Origin of the sequence: Flavobacterium arsenatis, from assembly GCF_031456785.1 — a bacterium.
In the GTDB taxonomy this organism is placed as follows: domain Bacteria; phylum Bacteroidota; class Bacteroidia; order Flavobacteriales; family Flavobacteriaceae; genus Flavobacterium; species Flavobacterium arsenatis.
In genome coordinates this window covers 258,722-283,419 of sequence record NZ_JAVDVI010000003.1, presented here as the reverse complement: position 1 = coordinate 283,419, position 24,698 = coordinate 258,722, and the positions used below count along the sequence as shown (strand labels likewise).

The 24,698-nt window shown below is 35.2% G+C and carries 14 protein-coding genes and 1 pseudogene; 8 read left to right on the top strand and 7 right to left on the bottom strand.

From position 1 onward, the window contains the following. Positions 1–93 precede the first annotated feature (93 nt). The 3 genes and pseudogenes from J2X31_RS05310 (at position 94) to J2X31_RS05295 (ending at position 5,565) form a co-directional block, all read left to right on the top strand. Positions 94–1,019 (top strand): annotated as a pseudogene (locus J2X31_RS05310) (DUF4238 domain-containing protein). Positions 1,020–1,385: 366 nt separating this feature from the next. Continuing rightward, complete coding sequence (locus J2X31_RS05300; protein WP_310025029.1) at positions 1,386–4,088, top strand: hypothetical protein; 2,703 nt, start codon at positions 1,386–1,388, stop codon at positions 4,086–4,088. Then, complete coding sequence (locus J2X31_RS05295) at positions 4,072–5,565, top strand: hypothetical protein (RefSeq protein ID WP_310025028.1); 1,494 nt, start codon at positions 4,072–4,074, stop codon at positions 5,563–5,565. Before J2X31_RS05300 ends, J2X31_RS05295 begins: the two co-directional genes overlap by 17 nt. Positions 5,566–5,876: 311 nt before the next feature. Here the strand turns inward: J2X31_RS05295 and J2X31_RS05290 are convergent, their stop codons facing one another. From J2X31_RS05290 to J2X31_RS05280, 3 genes are read right to left on the bottom strand one after another with little or no spacing between them, the layout of a single operon-like run. Then, a complete protein-coding gene (locus tag J2X31_RS05290; protein WP_310025026.1) occupies positions 5,877–7,502 on the bottom strand; it encodes a hypothetical protein in 1,626 nt (541 codons plus the stop codon). Continuing rightward, a complete protein-coding gene (locus J2X31_RS05285) occupies positions 7,492–8,514 on the bottom strand; it encodes a caspase family protein (RefSeq protein WP_310025025.1) in 1,023 nt (340 codons plus the stop codon). The genes J2X31_RS05290 and J2X31_RS05285 overlap by 11 nt, the downstream gene beginning before the upstream one ends. 1 nt (position 8,515) lies before the next feature. Beyond that, positions 8,516–10,006, bottom strand: coding sequence for a hypothetical protein (locus J2X31_RS05280; RefSeq protein ID WP_310025024.1), 1,491 nt, complete (start codon positions 10,004–10,006; stop codon positions 8,516–8,518). A gap of 639 nt (positions 10,007–10,645) precedes the next feature. Between J2X31_RS05280 and J2X31_RS05275 the strand changes: the two genes are divergently transcribed. From J2X31_RS05275 to J2X31_RS05265, 3 genes are all read left to right on the top strand, one after another. Next, positions 10,646–15,493: a RecQ family ATP-dependent DNA helicase gene (locus tag J2X31_RS05275; RefSeq protein ID WP_310025038.1), complete on the top strand. Its 4,848-nt coding sequence runs from the start codon at positions 10,646–10,648 to the stop codon at positions 15,491–15,493. A gap of 909 nt (positions 15,494–16,402) precedes the next feature. Next, positions 16,403–17,356, top strand: coding sequence for a hypothetical protein (locus tag J2X31_RS05270; RefSeq protein WP_310025023.1), 954 nt, complete (start codon positions 16,403–16,405; stop codon positions 17,354–17,356). Between the two features lie 11 nt (positions 17,357–17,367). After that, on the top strand, positions 17,368–18,603 hold the full coding sequence (locus J2X31_RS05265) for a hypothetical protein (RefSeq protein ID WP_310025022.1): 1,236 nt from the start codon (positions 17,368–17,370) through the stop codon (positions 18,601–18,603). Between the two features lie 264 nt (positions 18,604–18,867). Here the strand turns inward: J2X31_RS05265 and hisS are convergent, their stop codons facing one another. The 4 genes from hisS to J2X31_RS05245 form a co-directional block, all read right to left on the bottom strand. Continuing rightward, the gene (gene hisS, locus J2X31_RS05260) at positions 18,868–20,238 is read right to left on the bottom strand and encodes a histidine--tRNA ligase (RefSeq protein ID WP_310025021.1); all 1,371 of its coding nucleotides are present in this window, start codon (positions 20,236–20,238) and stop codon (positions 18,868–18,870) included. Between the two features lie 108 nt (positions 20,239–20,346). Then, on the bottom strand, positions 20,347–21,210 hold the full coding sequence (gene prmC, locus J2X31_RS05255; protein ID WP_310025020.1) for a peptide chain release factor N(5)-glutamine methyltransferase: 864 nt from the start codon (positions 21,208–21,210) through the stop codon (positions 20,347–20,349). A gap of 74 nt (positions 21,211–21,284) precedes the next feature. Beyond that, complete coding sequence (locus tag J2X31_RS05250) at positions 21,285–22,319, bottom strand: PDDEXK nuclease domain-containing protein (protein ID WP_310025017.1); 1,035 nt, start codon at positions 22,317–22,319, stop codon at positions 21,285–21,287. A 205-nt stretch (positions 22,320–22,524) separates the two neighbouring features. Continuing rightward, on the bottom strand, positions 22,525–23,010 hold the full coding sequence (locus tag J2X31_RS05245) for a GNAT family N-acetyltransferase (RefSeq protein WP_310025016.1): 486 nt from the start codon (positions 23,008–23,010) through the stop codon (positions 22,525–22,527). Between the two features lie 27 nt (positions 23,011–23,037). Here J2X31_RS05245 and ribD point away from each other — a divergent pair, with 27 nt between their 5' ends. Continuing rightward, positions 23,038–24,102 (top strand): bifunctional diaminohydroxyphosphoribosylaminopyrimidine deaminase/5-amino-6-(5-phosphoribosylamino)uracil reductase RibD, encoded by a 1,065-nt coding sequence (ribD, locus tag J2X31_RS05240; protein ID WP_310025015.1) that lies wholly within the window; start codon positions 23,038–23,040, stop codon positions 24,100–24,102. Beyond that, a complete protein-coding gene (locus J2X31_RS05235) occupies positions 24,095–24,697 on the top strand; it encodes an HAD family hydrolase (protein ID WP_310025014.1) in 603 nt (200 codons plus the stop codon). The genes ribD and J2X31_RS05235 overlap by 8 nt, the downstream gene beginning before the upstream one ends. Position 24,698: the final 1 nt, after the last annotated feature.

The window sequence follows — 24,698 nt, the reverse complement described above, 5'->3', positions numbered from 1 at the left end:
AATTGCTTATAATTTTCTGCCGAAAAAACCTTCTTTAAAATACGAAACAATTAAAACTAACCAATTAGCGGTCTTTTATTAATCGAGTTCAGGTTGAGATTATTTTCGCTGGATGAAAAAAGCGTAAATGTTTACAGTAAAAAATATGCTCGAAAAAGCCCTATTCAAGCAATCGCAAAAACCGCCTACAAAGATTATTTCTATAACATTCCTCAAAAAATTATTGTGACAAATAATTTAGAGATTCCCACAACTTTTTATGAAACTGAATTTTTTGATAAAGTTGTTGAGCAAGAATATAGTAAACTGTTGGGTAAACTTACTGCCGTTGAAATTGAAAATGAAAAAATTACGAAACCGGAACCGTTAACAATAGATGAAAAACAATTGTTCGCAGCTCTTATTGCAATTCAATACTTAAGATTACCCACGGTCATTGATGAATATTGGGAAACATACGAAAAAACAGGAAGCGCAAGTTTAGATATTATCAAATCTTTTATGGTAAATCAACACCCAGATAAGAAAGAATTCATCGACAGCGTGAAACTAGAGCTTGATAAGGATTATAAGCCTGTAGAACATTCTAATTTGTACACAGATGAAAAGCTTATCGCAAACCTTCAAGATTTAATTCTGGATAAAATATGGATTTTCATGTCACCAAAGATAACTTTCACACTTCAGACAATCCAGTAATTGTCAAACCACATGTTCCCAACCAAAAACCTTTTTATCATGGGTTTGGAACATATGGCTCAGAAATAATATTTCCATTAAGCAGTAATGTTTTGTTATCGATGTTTGAAAGAGAGTATTTCCATGAGTTGGAATCCGAACATGAAAGTTACCTTATTATTGATAGCAAAAAAACTCGTGAATATAACTGTTACCAATATTTTTTTTCAGACGAAGAAGTTTATTCCAAAATCAATGATTTCAAAGGGTATGAGATACTGAAGGCCGATAATAAAGGAAAAGATATTTTTCTAAAGCAATCTAAAACGAAAATAAATTAAACTATTCCGGCATATTCGTTGCCTGTAAACAGTAACATCACAAGAAGCGAGTGGAAATCGGACTTTTCAGGTCCTGCCAAAACAATTTCAACTGTAGTCAGGCTGAACTAATTAATAACCTTATTTTTAATAAGAAATGGGTTAAAGAAGAGTCAATGGGTTTAATAACATTACTAAAAATACATAGGCAAATTTGATATTAAATGTTAATAGTGATAAACCCTAAAAGTTGAAAAGGATGTTGAAAAAATTCCAGCTTATCTGTAGCTATTTTTGCTATTAAGATTATCTTAGTGCTATAGTAGTAACAGAAATTTCAAGCCATGTGCACTTTTATCTGATTGCTTTTAATTTTTTTATAGTCCAATGGCAAATTCTTTATATGGCGATACAAGATTAAACGATTCACTTGAACTGGCAAGGAGAAGTAAGAGTATCGTTCCTGAAATAAAGCACTGGTGTTCTCATATAAAAATAGCTTCCGAGTATGGTGGCATGATTGGCCAAATGGGCTTGCCCACAATGAATCATGTTTCTTGCCCACAGGCTAACGGTGGCGGTGCAATGAATTTAGAATGGGTAGCACAGGATTTTATAATTGCCAATTGTCAGGATTGTCAATTTCATGCTGAAGTCTTTCCGAAAAATTTTGGACGCAGAACCTTGGAACTTTACAAGGAATATGTTGATAAATTGAATCAGGATCGCGAAGAAGAACAAAAGATAGTTGATGACGTAAAGACAAAAATTAAAGGGAAAATTTTAGATCGGTTTAAATTCTCAAAGACAACTGAGGTTTCAATCTTAAGATTAGTCGATAAATTAAGTGACAATCAAAATCAGTTCGAAATTGCAAAAAGCATCAAGGAATCAAGTAGATTGAAACCTGCTTTTTTCAATTCACTTTCGTTGGATTACTTGGTGCTTTTTTTTGATAATGAAGATATTTCACCTGACATCGCGGACGCAGTTGTAAACGTTTTACTCGCTGATCCTTCGAAATTATCCGATTTTGGTAAAAGTCGAATTCTTGACTGTTTTGCGAAAGGTCAAAACTTAAATACAATTGTCAGATTAGCACAATATTTAAATCTTACCCAGGAGGAAGAATTAGTGTTTGTGACATTATTGATAAATAACTATTTTAAGGAAAATTTTACAAGCCAGGATGATCCTTTCGAGAATTCTTCACCATTCATAATTAAGCATTTCCAAGACTATAGTTCCCGCCAGCAGGAAAACTTTAAAACAATCGTCCGCAATTCGTTAAAAGACCAAGATTCTGCTGTCAGAAAAAATACATGCCTAATTCTATATCAGTTATATATTCTTGAAAAAGCGATTGCCATTCCTTTTCTGGATAATATGATTCTTGCATACAATATTGAGGAAGACAGTCGTGGCGGCTCAGATTGGACCGTTTGCAGAACTTTAATTAGATTTTGTTACACAGATATAGATTTGGTTTTAAACACTATTTCGGGCAAATTTAATACGCTATCTGCGGGTGCGAAAGTCCAAATTTTAAAATTCTATGATAAATTTTTGGAAACAGACGATCTTCGCGAATCATTCCCAGTCCAAAGCAGTGCATTGATTGATAAGATTATTGGCTTTACAGCTAATAACGAAATAAAAGATGATTTTGAAAACCCGTTCTCGATATTACGTGACCTCACCAGGTCATACCCAACAAAGTTTAATGACAAATTCGAAGTTTTCCTCGGATTTCTGATTACTGCACTTAAAGAAAAAAATACTTTCAATTGGAACAAGGATAATCTGAACTCGAACACCACGACTTTTAATCCACTTATTGGCCTTAATCCCTATGATATTATTGGCTTAGAAACCAAAATTTCTGCAAAACTCAGTAATGTAAAAGATATTTTAGTGAATCTGGTTCAGGAAAACGAAACAGCAAATTTTGGAGAGATTATAAAAATCATCCGAAATCTGGATTCCAAAAAAACTGAAGACGTAGATGTTAAAATTTATTTAATCTCCATAATACGTTCCTCCATAAAATCGAATATTAGCTTAGTACAAATCCTTCCTGATACTTATAATTGGCTACTGGATATGAACGCATTAGCAGTACGTATGGAAGCGCTTAAGCTATTAGCAATTTTACTCGAAAATCATTTTGTTATTATACCGCAAACAATCATTGATTTATTGTTACTATTGATAAAAGACGACAATGTAGTAATTAAGAAGTTCGCAATTGATGCATATGGACAGATTTTGGTTAAAAAACCTTCAACAGTTTCCGAAGAAGTAATTAATTATTTATTGGATCAATACGATAGTCGTTACATCGGCATTAGTCATGCCATGTCCAATCTAACATATCCTTTGTTGAATATGCTATCGGTTGAAATGCATGGTAAGTTATATGGAAAAGTGGTTATGATGCTTGCTTTACATTGTTTGCAAAAAGAAAAGAATCATAATTTTTGCCAAAAACTTTTAAAGCAGGCTATATTTTTAAATAGAAAAGTTAATAGCGAAAACTTTATTCCTTACGAAAAAAACATCGTGACAAATTACTTGCTTCCCGATTGTAGCGATTTAGATTTCTATAAGGCTGAGAATGCAATTAAGCTATTAAAGGACTTGAGAAGAAACAATGATGATTTAAATGATTTATGGCTTGCATCAGCTTTGGGTTTTATTTACAAATATCCACCGCATCGCCACGAAATGGCCATATCAAATTCTTTCCGAAAAGGCTTTTACAGTGAAATGTACTATCTAAGGCGTTCTGATATGGTTAGAGAATCTGAAGCAATAATAGAATATTTAAAAAATCATTTGGATGAAGTAGATTTATATGACTATGATATAATCAATATATTAAACCTTTTTGGCTATTTCAGCCTGCACAGTGAGAATTTAAATCTGTGTAATTATATTATTGAAAATGTTCAGAACGTACCCTCTAAAAAATATTTTTTCCGTGTTGTTAAAGACCACAAACTCTTGTCTGGATTGGCACTGGCTGGAAAAGACAATGTTTTAAACGAATTCCTCTTAAAATCTAAAACTGATGGGAGCATTATTTGAAGCGGACATCATTGATGTTCAAAAACTGCTGCGCCAGAAAATAGGTAAAGTATTTTCTGATTTTAGTATTGGATCTATTCCAAAAATCCAAAGCGAAAGAAATGAAATAGATAAATTGCAGCTTGAATTATTAGCTTTGGCAGGAAGCAGAAAAGAAGAAGCAATTTTTAGAAATGAAAAGTTGCTTGTTGATGCAGTTTTCCTTTTGTGCGAGTGGTGTCAAATGGTATTAAAGGGCAATGCGGGTGCTGAAGCAAAAAGAGTTGCTGCTGGGGTCAACATAAATCTTTTCGAATTTGATGCATTTTCACATCTGGAAATTTTTAATGATGAGATAAAAGACCTCCAGACGCTATTTCATAAAATAAACCACACTAGTTTCAATGATTTAAGAACTATCATAGATAAATTTCTTAAATTACAGCATCCCTCAATCGCGTATTTACATTCTGATAATTTTATTCCAAGGAACTACCGCGAAGATAATGATCAAGTTGAGATAATGCCTGAGACTATTGTAGTGTCGCTGGAATTTTATTTGCATGATACTCCATGGGCCAATCCACAGGTCTTAAAAGCAAAAGAGGTATATGTGATAAAAGGGCTTTTACGATTTAATAAATTCCCTGAAAACTTTAAAACGCTAAAAATCTTAGCGGCAACAACCTCATCTGATATATTTGAATTAAATATAAACGATATCATACTTGATGAAAGACTGGATTATAATGTAGAAGGAACACTATTATTCAAATACAGCCAAAGCAATTTTGAAGACAATTTGTCTATTAAACTTGTTCCTTATCTGTTGGGATTGGAAAAGGAAGAATTGCAGCCTGTGATAATTGGCTATGACGAACTGAACGCTAAAATTTTGGATCAAAATAACAACCTGTTCAAAACTGGTTTTGAAACTATTGATAAAAAAGTATTTGAGATTTATACCAATCCTCTTTTAGCACAAATGGAAATGCAGGATAGAAACGACTTTATCAGACTACTTAATGGCATTACAAATTTTCAAGGATATTGCCTTCAAAGCGGTTTATACAAACATTTATCATCATTGAAAGAAGATCAATTCAGGGATAAACTCATTCAGCACCTAACGGCAAATCCTCTAATTGGCGGTGCCATTACTAAAGAGTCACACGTAGCTGGCGGACGTGTTGAGATTGCCTATAAAGGGCATATTGCAGAACTAAAGGTGGAAACAACAATTTCAGATCGTGCGGCTTTAATGAAAAAGTATTCATCTCAAGCTGTGGCTTATGCTTCAGGAAACGGAAAATCAGCTTCAATTGTTTGTATTTTAGATTTGACCACAAAAGTGATGCCGCCAGGTCCTCCTGCAAGTAATGTAATATTGCGATCAGTGGCGATACATGGATTTGAGGAAACACAAGATGGCGAGCATGCACAGGTATTCATATTTATTGATGGGAACACAAAAAATCCAAGCGAATACAGTAAATAACTTTTTTCTCGTCGTCACCTAAAATTGGTGCTTTCTACCTACTATTTATAAGTAAGAAAAGTCATTATTATGCGCAATCGTCATCACCGACTATCGGGTAGTAGCCTTGCACCGTGTGTCTAAGACTCTTCGACCGTGCATCGAGTAACCTTGGCCCGACGGCGGGGAATCCTTCGACCGCGTATCCAATATTCTTTGACTGTGCATGGAGTCCGTTTCCATCGTATTGGAATACAAGTTTCTTCTCTGAAATCTTTCAATTAAAGTAAAATAAAAAGTAATCCTAGCAGTACCTAATCCAGGCGGGATTATTAAGTCTTTAATAATTTGTCAATGTTAAGTTTTAATACATCTGAATCAATGTTTTTTCCATATGTTTGTAAAAATAGGCTCTTGCTGTTGTCCAATATCGCCAACAATTCCTGAAGTTTCCGTCTGATTATTATTGCCTCAACCTGATATTGTAAGGCCAGACTATCTACACTTATATTAAATAAATTTAGCCATTTGTTGTCAGTTGTAGCTATTGAAAGTTGTGTAATAAGACTTTGTGCAACCCAATCTTTTGCTGCTATTTGCTTTGCTTTACCCTGCTGTTCGATGAGCTGATTATCATCAATGGATATCGTATGGAAATCATTGTAAGATATATAGTTTTTGATAGAAGGCTTTATGCTTAGATGCTGTTCAAATCCGGCATTTGGCTCTTTGTATTTCTCCATCTTCATTGGAAGATAGGAGGTCCAGACAGAATCATTTTTTAATACAGGTATGATGTCTTCAAGTTGGGTATTAATACTAATAGCATCGCTGTGCCTGACAGAGTTTTCCAGAAAAGCGCGCATCCCTGCCATGATCATGCAGGGGCTTTCGAGTTCCATTTTTGGTATTGGTTCACTATAGTGCAGTGCTGCTAACAGTTTTATGGCCATAATATCGGGGGAATTGTGGTCCGATAATATGTTGTTCTCAAGGTTGTTGATAATAACCCGGAATAACTCATCAAATGAGGTTTGTCTGCTTAAGAGATACGCATAACAAACGACGATCCCCAACATTGGATTTTCCCACTTTTCGTGGGCAGTTCTTCTAATGAGGTCAGGCGGTACAAAATACCTCCCATTCTGCATTTTTTGCAGTACGGCATCCAGTATTTGCGTCTCATTTTCATTAAAATTCTGTCCATTGTATGGTCGAGCCAAAAGTATGCGGGTAGTCTGAAATATGGGGGTTTGTTTGAACGTTATGAACAGCTGCGTTTGCCATGTTCCAAATATATACAAAGGAATTTCTCTTTTTCTTTTTCCATTTCCGTTATAAATCAGGTAATATATTCCTGCTGGTAATTTGGCGTTGAAAGCCATCCATCCCTGAATGGTATCTTCCCTAATATCATCACCTTTAAGCCTAAAAATAGGCTTTCTATTCGAATCAGCAAGTGTAAAACGCCAGCCCATGGATGCTGCTACATTCTTTTGGGAATCACGGGTTTCCCTGTCCGGATAGCGAAAGAATATGAACAGGGACCGGTTTACAGCGTTATAGTTGTCACCGGGGTCATTACCTTCAATATGCAGGCCATTACGGACAGTTGTATTCTGACTCCAAAACTTTGAGGTTTCGGAATAATACTCATGGGAACTTTTGAATGAAGTATCTGGTATAGAAGAATAAGAGCCTTTGTATTCCCAAGATTCATTAAAATCGTTTTCAACACGCAGGAATTTATTCTCGATCTTTTCATTTGTCTGTACCTGCACCTGGTAGAGCCCTTTTGTAAGTCTAATGTTTAAATTCTGGTAACCGCTGGCTATATTATTTCCTTTTCCATCAAAGAGCCTCAGTTTTACAAAATCCTTAAGTGCTCCTGTAATATTATAATTAAAAGACAGTTCACTTTCACTTTCTATCGGGCGTTCTTTTGTATTAGATGTCATAGCTTATTTCTGTTAAAGTTCCATCAATCCTTACATTCATAATATCCTTTGCATGGTTCCTGAAACGAATTGCATACAGGCCTTTCTGAACAGGGACTGACCATGGGCCCGTAGTAAAGTCCCCTTCTTTGAGCACTTCCAAATTAGAATCTTCTAAGTAGATATACTCCCCATGGGTTATAAAGTTTATTAGGAGGACAATTTCCTTTGGAGGATGTGCAGCGATAATTGTCAGTTCCGGCAGATGGCTTTCGACATAAAATGTGGGTATCTGCATTTTTTGCTTTTTTTTCGCAAGTTCGGGCAATTCGCGCTTTAGGTAATCAGCCAGTGTAACGGTAGTTATTTCTCCATTTTGTTCCGCCCCCCCTTTTAATCCATTCAGGAGTGCGGTAGTGAACAATCCCCTGGTCCGGCTGTTATCAAGTTGGTTCCCGTTTCCCGGCTGGATCAAAGCCTCAAAAGCCTTGTTATCGAATTCTGTCGCTGAAAAGCCATAACATCCGCACTGGCCTGGTTCCGGCCTTACGTTTCCAAAATAGGGTGATGCACCGGTAACCCCTACCATCCTGTTCCTGCAACAATCTAAAAACACCAGAACTTCTTCGAAATAACCAGATTCGATTAAGGTTTTTAAATACCTGGAAGAAGACAGGGCATAATTCCTGAATGTCTCAGACCAGGGAGGCAAGACTAGGGCCGTGTCATTCCATTCAACACCTAAGCCGTGCCCGGAAAAATAGAAATATAATCGCCTGCCAGGATTTTCCTTGCCGTCAAGCTCTTTGAGTATTGCTGCAAATTTCAGGTCAATGGTATGTTGTATGGGTGATTGAAGATCTTCGGTAGAAAGGATCAGATGGCAATTTTTCTGTAGGATACTCCCGCCATCATCTTCCAACAACCACTTTCGGAAATCATAGGCATCTCCTTCAGGTCCTTTTAGCGTTGCCAATCCACTATAGTGGGAGACGCCGACTACAACAGCATAATCGTTTAAGTTTTTTGGCATATCACTTTTTTATAAGATACATAATACTGTCCAAAGTCGTTTCATCGTCATCATCAAAACCGCCATGTGTTACGGAACCTGATCGCAAACCATCTGCTACATCATCGAGGGTTATAGAGTAGACAATCCTGTTCTCCGTTTTCAGATACAATGCAACCTGATCAAGGAAATTCCCCGAATAAGGATAATTCCCCGAGACATGCCTTTGCAGGCCCAGTATGTATGCATCTTGTTCTGGTTCTAATATCCCGGAAATGAGGTATAAGAGTGATCGCGGATAAAGACGTACTAGATGATCGAGTTTTTCTTTTTCATCGCTCATTGTAAAGCATCTAAAAGATGAATACAGTTTGGGGTAGGCTAGTAAGGTTTTTGAAAAGAGGTCACAACGGCATGCCGGTGCCATAAAGATAATATTGCGAAAAGTAACGGCATAATTGCTCTCCTTTAAAAAATCAATAAGTTCACAGATTGCTATCGATCCGGCAGAATGCCCTACAAGGTCAACAGTCAATTCGTTAGTTTCCAGGTACTCATCGAGTTTTTTAATAAAGTATGTTCCAACATGCCATTTTGAACTATCTCCGCTAAAATCATCATCATTCCACATCGCAGCGGCTTTGTTTTTCATTCCTTCCCATGCCCATCTTCCAAGATCGGCGACGTAGAATTCCCTGAGTATTTCTTCAACAACAGTAGGATAGAACCCATGATTTCTCTGTGTTATATGACGTTTAATTATATTTACAGTTATTTTCAATGCAGCAGCAAGAAGTTTTACTGAACTCACAATCCCTTTAGAATCTTCATCTTCAGTTTGCTGTTTATTATCAAAAAGTTCAGCCTCCTGGTCAGGCTTTTCTTCATTTGCAAGTTCCCTAAGTGTTTTATCAGCTTCAATCTCTTCTTCCATTTTGCCTTTTAGAGATTTTCTTAATCTTCTATCAATAACCGGTTCAGGGGTTTCCGAAGGGATTTCAATTATGGTTGCAGATTTAGCGTCAGTATCTGTGCGGTATCGTTCAAAAGGTACCGGTTTTTCAAGTTCGGCATATATTTCGGTATCGCTAAGACTGCTAACTCCTCTTGATCCAACTTCCGTAATACTTTCAATCCCTAGCTCCCCGCCGGCAATCTTAATTATCCTCACTAACAGCCTTCTAAAAAAAGCCGAATTCCATATGGTATCCAGATTGTCAAGTACAGTCCTTTTAATACCTGTATCCCAAACAAAACAAATGGGGTATGCATCGGTATCGCGATTGACATACTTTATGATACGCTCGGCGGTAATAATCCCTTCGTCAGAGGGTACAAGCCCCCCGTGGAAATACATTGCAATTTTTTTGACCTGTTTTCTTTTAAGTTCGTCAAACAGCTCATCAATTTCTTTTGGTGAACTCGTATGTAATAATGTGGCTTGCGAATCGTATTGAAACGTTCCCTTTTTCCCTACATTGATGTAGTTTAGCTTTGATAATTTTGCGGACATATTAATGAGGATTGGTTAGTTAAAATTATAAAAAAATAAACGTAAACTAGTGTTATTTAAACTTTTTTGTAGCCGTGGCCTTCCAAATGGCATTATTTGTATTTCTGTGGGCGATGAAGGGTTCAAACTCTTAACTTTTTTTCATTGTGTCAGACATCCTATTTTTGACAAACTTATCTAAAATAGTTTCGATAATCGTTCCAAATCTTCCAAAAAGAAGTTCGCCATTTGTTCGGGCATGCTACTTAAGGAATACAATAATTATTGTGTTTCTTTTTTTATGCAGTCACTTTTCTATAAAACAATTACAAAACATAAGATATGTGTTTGATTTTGTCGAATAATTTGTAGACGGAATAGAAGTTTTGAATCCGGAAAAGCTTATTAATGCATATTTAATGCGACTCTTTCTAATGTTCAAAAGTTACTCAAGGAAAGGTTATTTACCACAATCATTTTTTTTGTTAGTCTTTGCAAACTATAGATGATAAGATTTTAGAGTGGTTTTGGCGTTATCAATTGCCATAACTTGATTTAAAATATATCTTTAATTAAATTAGCACCCTATCATGCTCGCTATTAAATATTTGTAGATTTATAGCCAGATAGACAACAAAACCCATAATCTTATTGAGTTTAATGCTAATAGATGAACAAAATAATACACGTTTAATTACATTCATTGACACCGAAATTGAACCAAACAAAGATAAAATTCTTGATATAGGGGCAATTAAACAAAACGGGAGTCAATTCCATAAAGCATCTTTAGGGGATTTTGTCCAGTTCCTCAAAGGTGACGATTATGTGTGCGGGCATAACATATTAAATCACGATATAAAATATATAGGTAAAGCAATTTACGATGCTGGCATTAACCCTTCAAACATAATTGATACTCTATACCTATCCCCCTTACTATTCCCAACGAAGCCTTACCATAAACTATTAAAAGATGACAAACTTCAGACGGAAGACACAAACAACCCCTTAAACGATTCCATCAAGGCACGGGATTTATTCAATAGTGAGGTTGCCGCTTTTTGGCAAGCAGATGAAACGCTTAAAGAAATCTTCTACCTTCTCTTAAATTCCACAAAGGAATTTGGCGCATTTTTTAAGTTTGTAACTTACAGGAGCATGAATCCTGATACAGAAGCTCTGGTTAGATTAAAGTTTCGTAACGAAATTTGTGAAGATGCAGATCTAACCGAAATAATAGCTGAACATCCTATTGAATTGGCCTATTGCCTGGCATTGATCAATTCATTTATAACCCATAAAACGGTTCACTCGATTACACCTCCATGGGTTCTAAAGAACTTCCCTGAGGTAGAGCGCATAATGCTATGGTTACGAAGTAAACCTTGCATAACCGGTTGTAATTACTGTAATAATGCCCTTGACATATACAAAGGATTAAAAAGATTCTTTGGTTTCGATTCATACCGGACTTATGCTGGCGAACCGCTTCAGGAAAAAGCTGTAAAGGCAGCTGTGAATAACAAATCAGTTTTGGCTGTTTTTCCAACAGGTGGTGGAAAATCAATTACATTTCAGGTTCCGGCACTTATGAGCGCTGAAAATTCAAAAGGATTGACCATCGTAATTTCCCCCCTTCAGTCGCTAATGAAAGACCAGGTTGACAACCTTGAAAAGAACGGAATAACTGAAGCCGTTACCATTAACGGACTATTAGACCCTATTGAAAGAGCCAAATCGTTTGAGAGGATTGAAGATGGTTCTGCTTCTATTTTATACATTTCTCCTGAGTCGCTTCGCTCAAAGACTATCGAAAAGCTAATTTTAGGGCGGAAAGTTGCCCGTTTTGTAATTGATGAAGCGCACTGTTTTTCATCATGGGGACAAGATTTCAGGGTCGACTATCTATACATCGGGGATTTTATAAAACTAATTCAGGAAAAGAAAAACCTAGAGGATGGCATACCGGTATCGTGCTTTACCGCAACGGCCAAACAGAAGGTAATTGAGGATATCAGAGATTATTTTAGCGAAAAGTTAGCGCTGGATCTTGAAGTTTTCACCTCAAAAGCATCGAGGACTAATCTTCAATACAAGGTTTTTGAAAAGCAAAATGAAGAAGAAAAATATTTGACTGCTCGGGATTTAATTGAAGAGAAAAACTGTCCAACGATTATCTATGTGTCCCGAACGAGAAAGGCTTATCTGCTTGCTGAAAGGTTAGCAAATGATGGTTTTAATGCAAAACCATACCATGGAAAAATGGATAAGCAGGAGAAAACCAAAAACCAAGATGCCTTTTTAAATGGTGAAACACAAATTATGGTAGCTACTTCCGCATTTGGTATGGGAGTAGACAAAAAAGATGTAGGTCTGGTTATTCATTATGAAATTTCAGATTCACTTGAAAACTATGTTCAGGAAGCAGGACGCGCAGGCAGGGATGAAAATATCTCAGCTGATTGTTTTGTACTTTTTAATGAAGAAGATCTCAGCAAGCACTTTATTCTGCTCAACCAGACCAAACTTTCCATAAAAGAAATCCAGCAGGTATGGAAAGCGATAAAAGATATTACAAGATTCCGTTCTAAAGTATCCAATTCAGCATTAGAGATTGCCCGCAAAGCGGGTTGGGATGATAATGTGGTAGAAATAGAAACGCGCGTAACTACCGCAATTGCTGCTCTTGAAGATGCCGGATATCTTAAACGTGGACAGAATATGCCGAGGGTGTTTGCTAACAGTATTTTATCTAAAAATGCTCAGGAAGCGATTGATAAAATAAACACTTCTGAAAAATTTGAAGAAAAACAAAAAGAGCAAGGCGTACGTATTATAAAGAAACTGTTTTCAAGTAAAAGTAGAAAGCAGACCACCAATGAAACCGCCGAATCAAGGGTAGATTATATTAGTGATCATTTGGGTATTGTAAAAGAAGAGGTCATTAATGTGATAAATTTGCTACGTGAGGAGAATATCCTGGCTGATGCAAAGGACTTGACCGCATTTATAAAGAAAGCAGAAAATAAAAACCGCTCCCTTTCCATTGTAGAGACATACAGTAAAATTGAAAACTTTTTATTGCCGCTTTTCAAAGAAGAAGAAAGCACTTTTCATTTGAAAGAATTAAATGAGGAGGCTGAAAAAAATGGATGTGACGGTGTAAATACCAATAAACTAAAAACGATAATTAACTTTTGGTCTATTAAGAACTGGATTAAAAGAAAGAACTTGGAACATTCTAAGAACCATATTGCTGTACTCTGTCTTCAAAGTAAAGAGCAACTAAAAGATAAGCTTGAAAAGCGCCATGAGCTTGCAACATTTATCGTTGGATTCTTTTATGATAAAACCATCAACGAAACTATAAATGGCCAGACGGATAAAGATGAGATTTTGGTGGAGTTTTCAGTACATGAACTAAAGGCTGCTTATGATAATAGTTTCAGCCTTTTCAAAAAAGAAATAAGCATTGATGATATTGAAGATACGTTGTTCTATCTTTCACGAATTGAGGCAATAAAGATAGAAGGCGGTTTTCTTGTTGTATATAACCGCTTAACTATTGAGCGAACCGAACAAAATAATAAAAAGCAGTACACTAAAGACGATTATCAAAAGCTCAGTCAGTTTTACGAAAGCAAAGTCCAGCAAATCCATATTGTGGGCGAATATGCCCAAAGAATGATTACAGATTATAGAAATGCACTTCAGTTTGTGGAAGATTATTTCCAACTAAATTATAGTTCTTTCTTAAACAAATATTTTAAAGGTAGCAGACAAAATGAGATTAAGCGAAATATTACCCCTGCAAAATTCAGACAACTGTTTGGGGAACTGTCCCCTACACAGTTGAAAATTATTAATGATAACGAAACACAGCATATAGTTGTTGCTGCCGGTCCAGGTAGTGGAAAAACAAAGTTGTTAGTTCATAAACTGGCTTCACTCCTGTTAATGGAGGATGTTAAGCATGAGCAGTTATTGATACTGACATTTTCAAGGGCGGCTGCTACCGAATTTAAAAAGCGTTTATTAAAACTGATTGGCAATGCCGCAAACTTTATTGAGATTAAGACATCTCATTCTTACTGTTTTGATCTTCTAGGCAAAGTCGGCACTTTAGAAAAATCGACAGATATTTTAAACACTACAGTTGAAAGGATTAAAAATGGCGATGTTGAGGCCAGTAAAATTACAAAGACCGTTTTAGTTATTGACGAAGCCCAGGATATGAATGCAGACGAGTTCGCTCTTATTAACGCATTGATGGAGCAGAATGAAGAAATGAGGGTTATTGCTGTGGGAGATGATGATCAAAATATTTATGAATTTAGGGGCGCGAGTTCTAAATATCTTGAACAGTTCATTTATGACAACAACGCCATAAAACATGAATTGGTTGAAAATTACCGTAGTAAAAGCAATCTGGTTGCATTCTCAAATCAATTTGTCCGACAAATTCATCACAGGTTAAAAGAAACACCAATTATTGCTAATCAAACTGATAATGGAAAAATCAAGGTTGTTAGGTATCAAAGCAATAATCTGATTACGCCTCTTGTAACTGATATAGCTAACACAGATCTTTCCGGAACCACATGTGTGCTCACAAAAACGAACGAGGAGGCTATCAAAGTTGCTGGACTGCTTTTAAAGAATGGCATTATGGCAAAACTGATACAATCTAATGACGGTTTTAGTTTGTATAATCTTGTTGAAGTCCGGTTTTTACTGGATAAAGTAGATTTGGGAGCTGATATTTACACAATCAGTGATGAGGTTTGGGACAATGCTAAACGAGCGCTACTCAACACCTTCCGTAACAGCAATAAATTAGAAATCTGCCTGAACATCATCAAAGATTTTGAAACCACTAATCCTTACAAAAAGTATAAATCTGATTTAGAAGTTTTGATCCGGGAATCTAAACTAGAGGATTTTTATAATGAAAATGGCGAAACTATTTTTGTGTCAACTATTCATAAAGCCAAAGGAAAAGAGTTTGATAATGTATTCCTTTTGCTTGAGAATTTTAATCAAGCTACAGATGAAACTAAGCGGCAATTATATGTAGCTATGACAAGGGCTAAACGCAATCTAAATATTCATTTAAATACAAACTTTCTCAATCATTTGGTTGCGGAAAATCTTGAAGAAATAAATGATTTTGAGATTTACACTGCACCTGATAAAATTGCTGTACATGCAACTTTAAAAGATATCTGGTTAGACTATTTTATCAACAAACAAGTTTTAGTTTCCCAATTAAGGTGTGGAGAAATGCTGAATGTTAAAGAAGATGAATGCTTAAATTCGAATGGACAATCCGTGTTGAAATTTTCAAAGCGACTCATTGAGAAAATTGAGGAAATGAAGTCAAAACACTATGAACTAAAAAGTGTAAATGTCAATTTCATATTGCATTGGCTTAAGGAAGGAGCTTCGCAGGATATCAAAATAATTTTACCTGAGCTTTATTTTGAAGCTATTGTGTATAAGTGAGATTCTGTTGGGACTAAGTCATCATTGTCCATTAGGTGGGATGGGAATCTGCAGATATGGCTGGCTTTCGAGATCTTTAGTGATCGGGGCGATTAGCATAATAACATTATTCCGAACAGGATCTTCTTATTATATGAGGGCTTTCTGCATAAATATTTGGTGCTGATGTTGTTGATAAACTAAATAATTATGTATCCGTTCACGAATGTAAAGTGTTCACGTTTTCGTGAACATAAATATAAAGTGAACAAGATAAACAAGTAGAACATTAATGCAACATACAGAGGTGGGTTTGAATCCCTTCCTGATACTCTACTAGTCTTTTTTAATAATAATTGAGTTTCAAACACTAATTAATTACCCATATTCAAGCAAAGAAAATGAGGCTCTACGATGCATTTCTATTGCTAGGAATGTTAAGTAAACGCTCTAAATCTTCTACAAAAAAGTTCGACATTAGTTCGGGCATGTACTTGAGGAAACATAGCAATTGCTGTGTTTCCTTTTTTTATGCACTCAATTTCTTGTAAAACAATTAGTTACAAGACACACGATAAGTGTTCGATTTTGTCGAATAATTGGTAGTGGGAACGGAAGATTTGAACCCTGAAAAGCCTAGTATTTCATATATAATGCCGGCTTTGCTAATGTTCGAAGTTTACTTAAGGCAAAAGGTTATTTACCACAATCATTTTTTTTGTAAGTCTTTGCAATGAGATAAAGCAAATCAAGAATTATAATTGCTTCATCAGTATTTACTTCAATTTTGTTTTTTTCCAATATAGTTATGGCACTCTTTACCGATATCCTTTTCATAACCACAAAAAATATTTTACCAAAAAACACAATGTAATACATTTTTAAACTACATTTACTTTGAAATACAAAAATAGATTACAAAATATATTTATGAAAATATCATATTACTTAAACGAAGGCAGGAAAAAAAACCTTTATTGCCGTATCAGCGATGGAACAGAAAAGACAACATTTAGCCTAGAGCATACCATTGACCCTAAAAAATGGAACGCTAAAAAGGAAGAAGAAAAAGAGAATGACATCTACTATTTTACCCTATTAAATCTCAAGAAGTATCTTACTAACAGATATCATGAACTAAAGGCAGAAGGCAAAGAAAACGTTTTGACATTACTAAAAAATGAAGCCACTGAGTTCCTTGACGGCTCTGGAATAAAAGGCATTGCAAGAAAAATGTTTGACCTTGAAAATAAACAAAGTGGATTGCCAAAATACGATAATTTCCTTCAAGCGTTTGAAAAACATAGCAATCTCAAAAAAGACGACTATAAAGCACAAACAGTTGGTGAACAAATACATTTCCACACCAATGATAGGGTCTACCAAATGGATACCTATGAAGGGAAAACGGCGTTTCTAAAGTCCATAATAGATAGCAAATCTTATGACGAGATATACACCATGACAAATGAAGATATATGGAGTGAAATTTATGTAGATGCAGGTATTGAAAAGCATATTTTTCTACCGAAGACACTTAGTGAATGGGAAAATTATTGGAATAAAACATATCAGAAAGTAAAGGAAAATATCGGAAGAACAGAGCATCTTGACAAAATGAAACAGGAGTCCTGGCGAAAGTTTCAGGTCTATATGGAGTGTTACGACAGTGCTGGCGATGCTATAAAATTAGCTTATGAGCTAGAAGATTCAGTCCTTTATCCTCTTGCTGTTATTACGATGATGCAGATCTTCGATGCTGAAACTTGTTATCAAGAATATTGTGAATTAGAATTTGATAGTAACGAATGGGAATCTATATCTTTTGATGAGGATGAGGACTGGGATAGTCCTGTATTCTATATAAGACCTTATGAAATTTAAAAAGTAAAGACATGTTGCACACTGATTACATCAACCCAGAATTTATCTCTTACCTCAACAGACATTGCACCGGTATAATGCAATTGAAAGATAAGATTAAAAAAATATCGGTTTCTTATGAACTGGCTGAAGCTTTTTCTAATCGAGCTTGCCGATTTTATATAGATATTGATTTGTTTGATTATGGAACTCTTTCTGATGAAGATAAAAGAAGCGTAAACAATTATTTTTATAATTCGCAAAATGAAACAGGCAACAAATTTGTTTCTTTCATCTATAAGTCTCAAAGAAATTATCATATGGATGCAGAGGTAATAAAATTGTTCATCTACCATTACCAGTTTGCTCAAAATATTTTTGACGGCTTTATAAAGAATGTAATACCTGCAATATGTGAAATAGAAATAGCTTCCTTAGAGACAGAACCATTTTTCAATTATATATTAGACTTTCTAAGAAAGTCTAAATATTCAGAACAAAACGAGAATTCTTTTAAAAAGGAATACCTGAAGGTTACTAAAAGAGAGTTTGATTTTGATTGCTATTATCATAGTCATTTAATTGACGCGGCAGTCAAAGAATTACCAGATAGAGAAAACATTTTGACAGATGAAGATCTGTATAATGCTGGCGGAGGTGATATATCAGCCATCAGGAGATTTGTTGTAGAAAATAAAGTACCATTTTCTATCGGCTATTATACAGACGTAATTAATAATATCCAGATTGATGCTTCAGTCCTTAAAGAAAAGATAAAGGAATATATTCCTGATGAATATTCTAATATAAGATCTACTGTGATACTCAATCTAATTAAGAATAAGGAAGAGGCTATACTTCAAAAAGATAGAATTATCAAGGAAAAATGCGATATGCTAGCAGTTCGGTTAGGAGATTATGTCTATGTCGAAAACCAATATCACAGAAGTGATAGCGATATTATAGGAATAATAAAAAGCATTCACTTGGATTACAGCGGAGAGCTGGAAATCAAATACAACATCATAAAGAAAGATTTAACTGAAAGTGGTTTATCCGTCAAGTCCGCAAGTAACAAAGAAATTGCCTACACACTACAATCAGAAATATTTCAAGACGAAAAAAACAAAGGATCATTACGAACCAAAGATCATTTAATAAAGCTTTTTAAAAGCAAAGGAAGTAAAAACCCTATATCCAAAAAACTAAAAGGAAATAAAAAAGATGTTGACATTCTTGGATCAAAAGCAATTAATAATCAACCCTAACAAGGATGACCATAGAAGTCAGCCGGCGAGGTTATCTACAAAGTAATCAAGATAAATATCTATTTAAAATAGTCTTGGATCCATAGGAATATTTAGTAGACGTTCCAAATCCTCCTCAAAAAGTTCATTATTCTGTCCCGTCCTCGCTACCACAAAACGGACTAATTTTAGTCCGTTTTTTTATGCCTAAATTCTTTACAAAGAATAAAAAAAGCACAATCCTGAAATAAAGATTGTGCTTTTGTTTTTAAAGAGCTTGGTCTGTTATAGCAAAGCTTTTTTCAATGCTTCAAAATCCAACAAAACCTGTTCGCCTGTAGCAAGGTTTTTCAAAGCAAATTGCTTGTTATTCATTTCCGTTTCTCCTGCAATCACTGCAAAAGGAATATTTCTTTTATCAGCGTGATTGAATTGCTTTCCTACTTTTGCGTTATCCGGATACAATTCTACTTTTATTCCCGCTTTTCTCAATTCAGCAATGGCTTTCATCGCATAAAAAGCTTCGGCATTTCCATAATTGATGAACAAAGCCTTTGTGGTTACCTTTACGGTTTCTGGAAATAGATTCAATTCTTCCACAACCAAATAAATTCGGTCCAAGCCAAAAGAAATTCCAACACCACTCATATTTTTCAATCCGAAGATACCTGTCAAATCATCGTATCTTCCGCCACCACCGATGGAACCCATCGAAACTGAGGCTGGAGGAGCAACTTCAAAAATAGCTCCTGTATAATAATTCAAACCTCTAGCAAGGGTTACATCCAAATCTAGAATCGATTTCTGCATTCCTAAATTTGCAACATTTTCACAGATGAATTTCAATTCTTCAACACCTTTCAATCCTTCTTCCGAAGAAGCCAAAAGAGTTGCCAATTTTTCTATCTTTTCAGTAATTGTTCCTGTGAAATTGAACAACGGCTGTACTTTTTCAATTGCAGTTTCCGAAATACCTTTTTCAAGCATTTCTTTCTTTACTCCGTCTTCGCCAATTTTATCCAGCTTATCCAAAGCGACTGTAAAATCAATCAGCTTGTCTTTTGCACCAATTACTTCAGCAATTCCGGATAGGATTTTTCGGTTGTTGATTTTAATCGTCACACCTTCCAGACCTAAATCAGAAAAAACACCATCATACAATTGCACCAACTCCACTTCCTGCCATAACGAAGTAGAACCTACTACATCGGCATCACATTGATAAAACTCTCTGAAACGGCCTTTTTGAGGTCTATCGGCTCTCCAAACGGGTTGAATTTGGTATCTTTTAAAAGGGAACTCTATATCGTTTTGATGTTGCACTACGTATCTTGCAAATGGAACGGTTAAATCATATCGAAGGGCTTTTTCAGAAATAGAGCTCGTTAATTTCAAACTGTCTCTATTTTCCAATAAAGTTGTATCGGCTTTCGCCAAATAATCGCCCGAATTCAATATCTTAAAAATCAATCGATCGCCTTCTTCGCCATATTTACCCATCAAAGTATCTGAATTTTCAAACGACGGGGTTTCTATCGGCTGGAAGCCAAATTTCTCAAAATTGGTTTTAATGATTTGGATGATGTATTGCCTTTTTGCCACTTCTGCTGGCGAAAAATCTCTTGTTCCTTTTGGTATGCTGGGTTTTGATGCCATTTTTTTAATTATGAGTTATGAATTAGGAACTCTGAGTTTTCTCACGGTTCGAAATTCTTTGCAAATATCTTATTTTAAAAATAAATTGTAGTCGGTTGAAGTATAATTCTAATGATTGTTTTTCAAAACAGCCTTTGTCATCCTATCATTTTCATAAATATCTTTTCGAAGTTCGATATCCTGAAAACCTTTGTTATGAAGTAATTCTATCATTTCTTCTCCTAAATATTGATTGATTTCAAAATACAATCTTCCATCTTCATTGAGGTTTTTTGTAGCCAATTCCGCAATTTTTCGGTAAAAAATCAAAGCGTCATCATCTTCTACAAAAAGTGCCAGATGTGGTTCATTATCCAAGACGTTCTTCTTGATTTCTTGCTTTTCAAGATTTCGAACATAGGGCGGATTTGAAACGATTATATCAAAATGCATTTCCAAATCATTGGTTTCCAATATATTTTTTTCTAAAAAAACAACTTCAACCTGATTCATTTCAGCATTTTCTTTGGCTATTTTCAAAGCTTCGGGAGAAACATCAATAGCATAAACTTTCGAGTTCGAAATGTTTTTAGCCAATGAAATCGCAATACAACCACTTCCTGTTCCAATATCCAAAATCTTTAAATCTTTAAATCCTTGAATCTTTAAATCTTGAATTATCCACTCCACCAATTCCTCGGTTTCAGGTCTCGGAATCAAAACATTTTCATTGACTTTAAATTTTAAACCGAAAAATTCAGTTGTGCCTAATATATATTGAATCGGAATTTCTTTTTTTAATTCCTCCAAAATCAAATTCCACTCTTGGATTTCCTTTTCAGAAAAAACAAAATCAGGATTCAAAGCCAAATCAATTCGCTTCATCTTATGTTTTTCTTCCAAAATCAGATGAAAAAAACTTTCGGCTTCCATCGCATCATAAATGTCTTGAACGGCTTCGATGAATTGTACTTTGTATATTTTAGCTCTCATTTTATATTTTTTTCAGCATCCAAACCTTATCAAAGATTCGTTTAAATATTCAAAACCTTGTATATAATGTAAATTTATGTTTGCTCGTTTTCTTCTTCTGCGTTTATTTCATTCAATATTAAACTTTGCAGTTCATCTTTCGGCAACAACAGCTGGTACTCGGCTACACCAATGGGTTTGTTAATATCTTGCAATGCTATCTCAACATCCAAATGGTCTTTGTCTGCACAGAGAATAATTCCGATGGATGGATTTTCATTTTCGCCTTTTTCCAATTTATCAAGTAAAGAAAGATAGAGGTTCATTTTTCCAACATATTCGGCTTTGAAGCTTCCAATTTTAAGTTCAATTGCCACAAGAGATTGCATGCCTCTGTGAAAGAAAAGCATATCTACAAAGTATTCTTTATAGTTGTATTCTAAGCGGTATTGGTTGCCTATAAACGAAAAACCTTTTCCTAATTCCAGCACAAAAGCCCTTATTTTAGCTATTAACCTATTTTCTAATTCCAATTCTTTTACAGGTTCGGTAATTCCGAGAAAGCCCAAATTATAGGAACTTTTGAACACTTCATTGGCATATTCAGCATTTATTTCAGGCAATGTATTGCTGAAATTATTAGTTTTTAACTGGTTTTCTGCACGACTGTAGCTGTCCATTTTGATGGCGTTGAGCAATAAATCCCTCGACCATCCTTTTGTGGATGCTTCATTGGCGTAAAATTCAACCGCAGAAGGAGATTGTACTTTGTCCAACAACAATAAATTATGCCCCCACGGTAAAACTGCTACACTCTGTAGCAGTTTTGTATCTGACTGATAATGACGCTCATAAAAGCGTTTCATATTCCATAAGTTACGAGGCGACAAACCCATATCTGGAAATTCGTTTTTGAGGTCAACAGATAATTGCTTAACAACACCACTGCCATAACCCTCTTCTAAATGTTTTTCAAAAAGTAATTTTCCTAAATTCCAATAGACAGAATTTGCGGTAGTATTTACCTTCTTTGCAACTAACGTTCGGGCAGTCTTGATTTGATTTATAGCCTGATTTAAAATCGCACTATAATCCAATTCTTCTATATTTATTTGAGATTTTTTACTCATTTTTATTTTCTGTTGTATGGTCCAATACAGCCAATTCCTTTATCGTGAATTTAGTCCAACGCGAATTCACCTCTTTGAGTAGTAATTTTTGACCACATAAAATAAGAATCTAATTCACGAAATCAAAGATAGTAAAATCACTTTCGCAAAAATTAAAAATTCTACAGTCTTGCTCTAGTTTGAAATAGTCAAGCTTTCAGTGATTTTATAATTTTTTCAACATCCAAACCGGACAAGAAGTGTGTCCTGTATTTCCCAAAGGTTGATCCAAATACTCAAAACCTACTTTTTTATAAAGCTTTTGAGCCGATTCCATATAAGGCATTGTTTCCAGGTAGCAACTTTCAAATCCGAATTCCTTGGCTTTCGCCAAACATTTTTCCATCAGTTCAATTCCTAATCCCAAACCTCTCGCTTCGGGCAAAAAATACATCTTTTGCAATTCGCAAATGCTTTCGTTTTCATTTTCAAGTTGGCTCACTCCTGCTCCACCGATTATTTTTCCGTTATTTTCGACTACAAAATAAATTGATCTTGGCTTATCATAAGCCTCAAACATCAATTTTAATTGAGGATCAGCATAGGCGGTTCCTACTTTGGGAATATTCATTTCGATGAAAACATCCCGAACAACTTGTTCAATTGCCTGGTTGTCTTCGGGTTGTATTGGTCGTATATTTATCTGTTGCATTCCGAAACAATATCTTATTTTTGTGATGTGAAGATACATGAAAAATATATAAAACGTTGCATCGAGCTCGCCAAAAACGGTTTGGGAACCACCTATCCTAATCCTTTGGTTGGCAGTGTAATCGTGTATGAAAATGAAATTATTGGTGAAGGTTGGCATAAAAAATCAGGCGAACCACATGCAGAAGTGAATGCTGTAAATTCCGTAAAAGACAAATCTTTACTTTCAAAATCTACGATTTATGTAAGCCTGGAACCTTGCAGTCATTTTGGAAAAACACCTCCATGCTGTGATTTGATTATTGCTAATAACATCCCAAACGTTGTGATTGGAACGGTTGATCCAAATGAAAAAGTAGCTGGAAAAGGCATCAAGAAACTGATTGAAGCCGGAAAAAAGCTCACCGTTGGTGTTTTGGAAGACGAATGCAACGAACTCAACAAACGTTTTTTCACCTTCCATCAAAAACAAAGACCTTATATTATATTGAAATGGGCCGAAACTTTGGATGGTTTTATCGCTCCAAATGAGATTCTTCGCAAGGCTCTGAATGACAAAGAACAAAAGCCAGTTTGGATTACCAATCCATATTCTAGACAATTGGTTCATAAATGGAGAAGTGAAGAACATGCAATTTTAGTGGGAACCCAAACCGTTATTGATGACAATCCAACTTTAACCGTTCGGGATTGGACAGGAAGTAACCCAATCCGAATTGTTTTGGACCGAAAAAACAGAATTCCAAAAGAAAACCATATCTTTAATAACGAAGCAACTACGATTTTAATTTCTGATGGAAATCAAAAATCAGAAGATTCTAATTTGATTTTTGAAAGGATTGATTTTAATGGAACTATTGCCGAAGAAATTACGGCAGTTTTATACAAACACAATATTCAATCGGTTATTATTGAAGGTGGAAGACAAATGCTTCAAACGTTTATTGATGCAAATCTTTGGGACGAAGTACGAGTTTTCAAGGGAACTATTTCTTTTGAAAATGGAACCAAAGCCCCCGATTTGTATTCTACATTGGCAGAAAAACAGACTATTCTAGACGATCAACTTTTAATATTTAGGAACCATGATTGAAGCCATAATTTTTGATTTTGGAGATATCTTCATCAATCTGAACAAAGATGCGATGAAAAATGCCTTTCATACTTTGAAACTCGAAGAATGGAACGACGACATGCGAAAACTGAACATGAGTTTTGAAGTGGGAAAAATCTCCGAAGAAGAATTCCTTTCTGGACTACAACAGCATATTCCAAATGCTTCATTGGAAAACATCAAGTCAAATTGGAATACGGTTTTGATGGATTTTCCACTGTATCGATTGGAATTCTTGCAACTGCTTTCACAAAAATACAGACTGTTCCTGTTGAGCAATACCGATGCAATCCACATCGAGCATTTTCAAGAAACCGTTGGAGAATCATTCTACAGCACCTTTTATCAATGTTTCGAAAAGGTGTATTTTTCATTTGAATTGGGAATGCGAAAACCGGATGAAGAAATCTACAAATATGTCTTGGAGCAAAACAATCTTTCGGCAAAACGCACCTTATTTGTTGATGACAAAAAAGAAAATACCGATTCGGCTTCGAAACTTGGTATCCAGATTTGGAATTTGCAAGTTGGACAAGAAGACGTTGTAGATTTATTCGACAAAAAACTACTTTAAA

What these genes read in the sequence shown, in the direction of transcription:
- J2X31_RS05300 (WP_310025029.1), top strand. Translation starts at nt 1,386, where the DNA reads ATGGCAAATTCTTTATATGGCGATACAAGATTAAACGATTCACTTGAA.
- J2X31_RS05295 (WP_310025028.1), top strand. Translation starts at nt 4,072, where the DNA reads ATGGGAGCATTATTTGAAGCGGACATCATTGATGTTCAAAAACTGCTG.
- J2X31_RS05290 (WP_310025026.1), bottom strand. Translation starts at nt 7,502, where the DNA reads ATGACATCTAATACAAAAGAACGCCCGATAGAAAGTGAAAGTGAACTG.
- J2X31_RS05285 (WP_310025025.1), bottom strand. Translation starts at nt 8,514, where the DNA reads ATGCCAAAAAACTTAAACGATTATGCTGTTGTAGTCGGCGTCTCCCAC.
- J2X31_RS05280 (WP_310025024.1), bottom strand. Translation starts at nt 10,006, where the DNA reads ATGTCCGCAAAATTATCAAAGCTAAACTACATCAATGTAGGGAAAAAG.
- J2X31_RS05275 (WP_310025038.1), top strand. Translation starts at nt 10,646, where the DNA reads ATGCTAATAGATGAACAAAATAATACACGTTTAATTACATTCATTGAC.
- J2X31_RS05270 (WP_310025023.1), top strand. Translation starts at nt 16,403, where the DNA reads ATGAAAATATCATATTACTTAAACGAAGGCAGGAAAAAAAACCTTTAT.
- J2X31_RS05265 (WP_310025022.1), top strand. Translation starts at nt 17,368, where the DNA reads ATGTTGCACACTGATTACATCAACCCAGAATTTATCTCTTACCTCAAC.
- hisS (WP_310025021.1), bottom strand. Translation starts at nt 20,238, where the DNA reads ATGGCATCAAAACCCAGCATACCAAAAGGAACAAGAGATTTTTCGCCA.
- prmC (WP_310025020.1), bottom strand. Translation starts at nt 21,210, where the DNA reads ATGAGAGCTAAAATATACAAAGTACAATTCATCGAAGCCGTTCAAGAC.
- J2X31_RS05250 (WP_310025017.1), bottom strand. Translation starts at nt 22,319, where the DNA reads ATGAGTAAAAAATCTCAAATAAATATAGAAGAATTGGATTATAGTGCG.
- J2X31_RS05245 (WP_310025016.1), bottom strand. Translation starts at nt 23,010, where the DNA reads ATGCAACAGATAAATATACGACCAATACAACCCGAAGACAACCAGGCA.
- J2X31_RS05235 (WP_310025014.1), top strand. Translation starts at nt 24,095, where the DNA reads ATGATTGAAGCCATAATTTTTGATTTTGGAGATATCTTCATCAATCTG.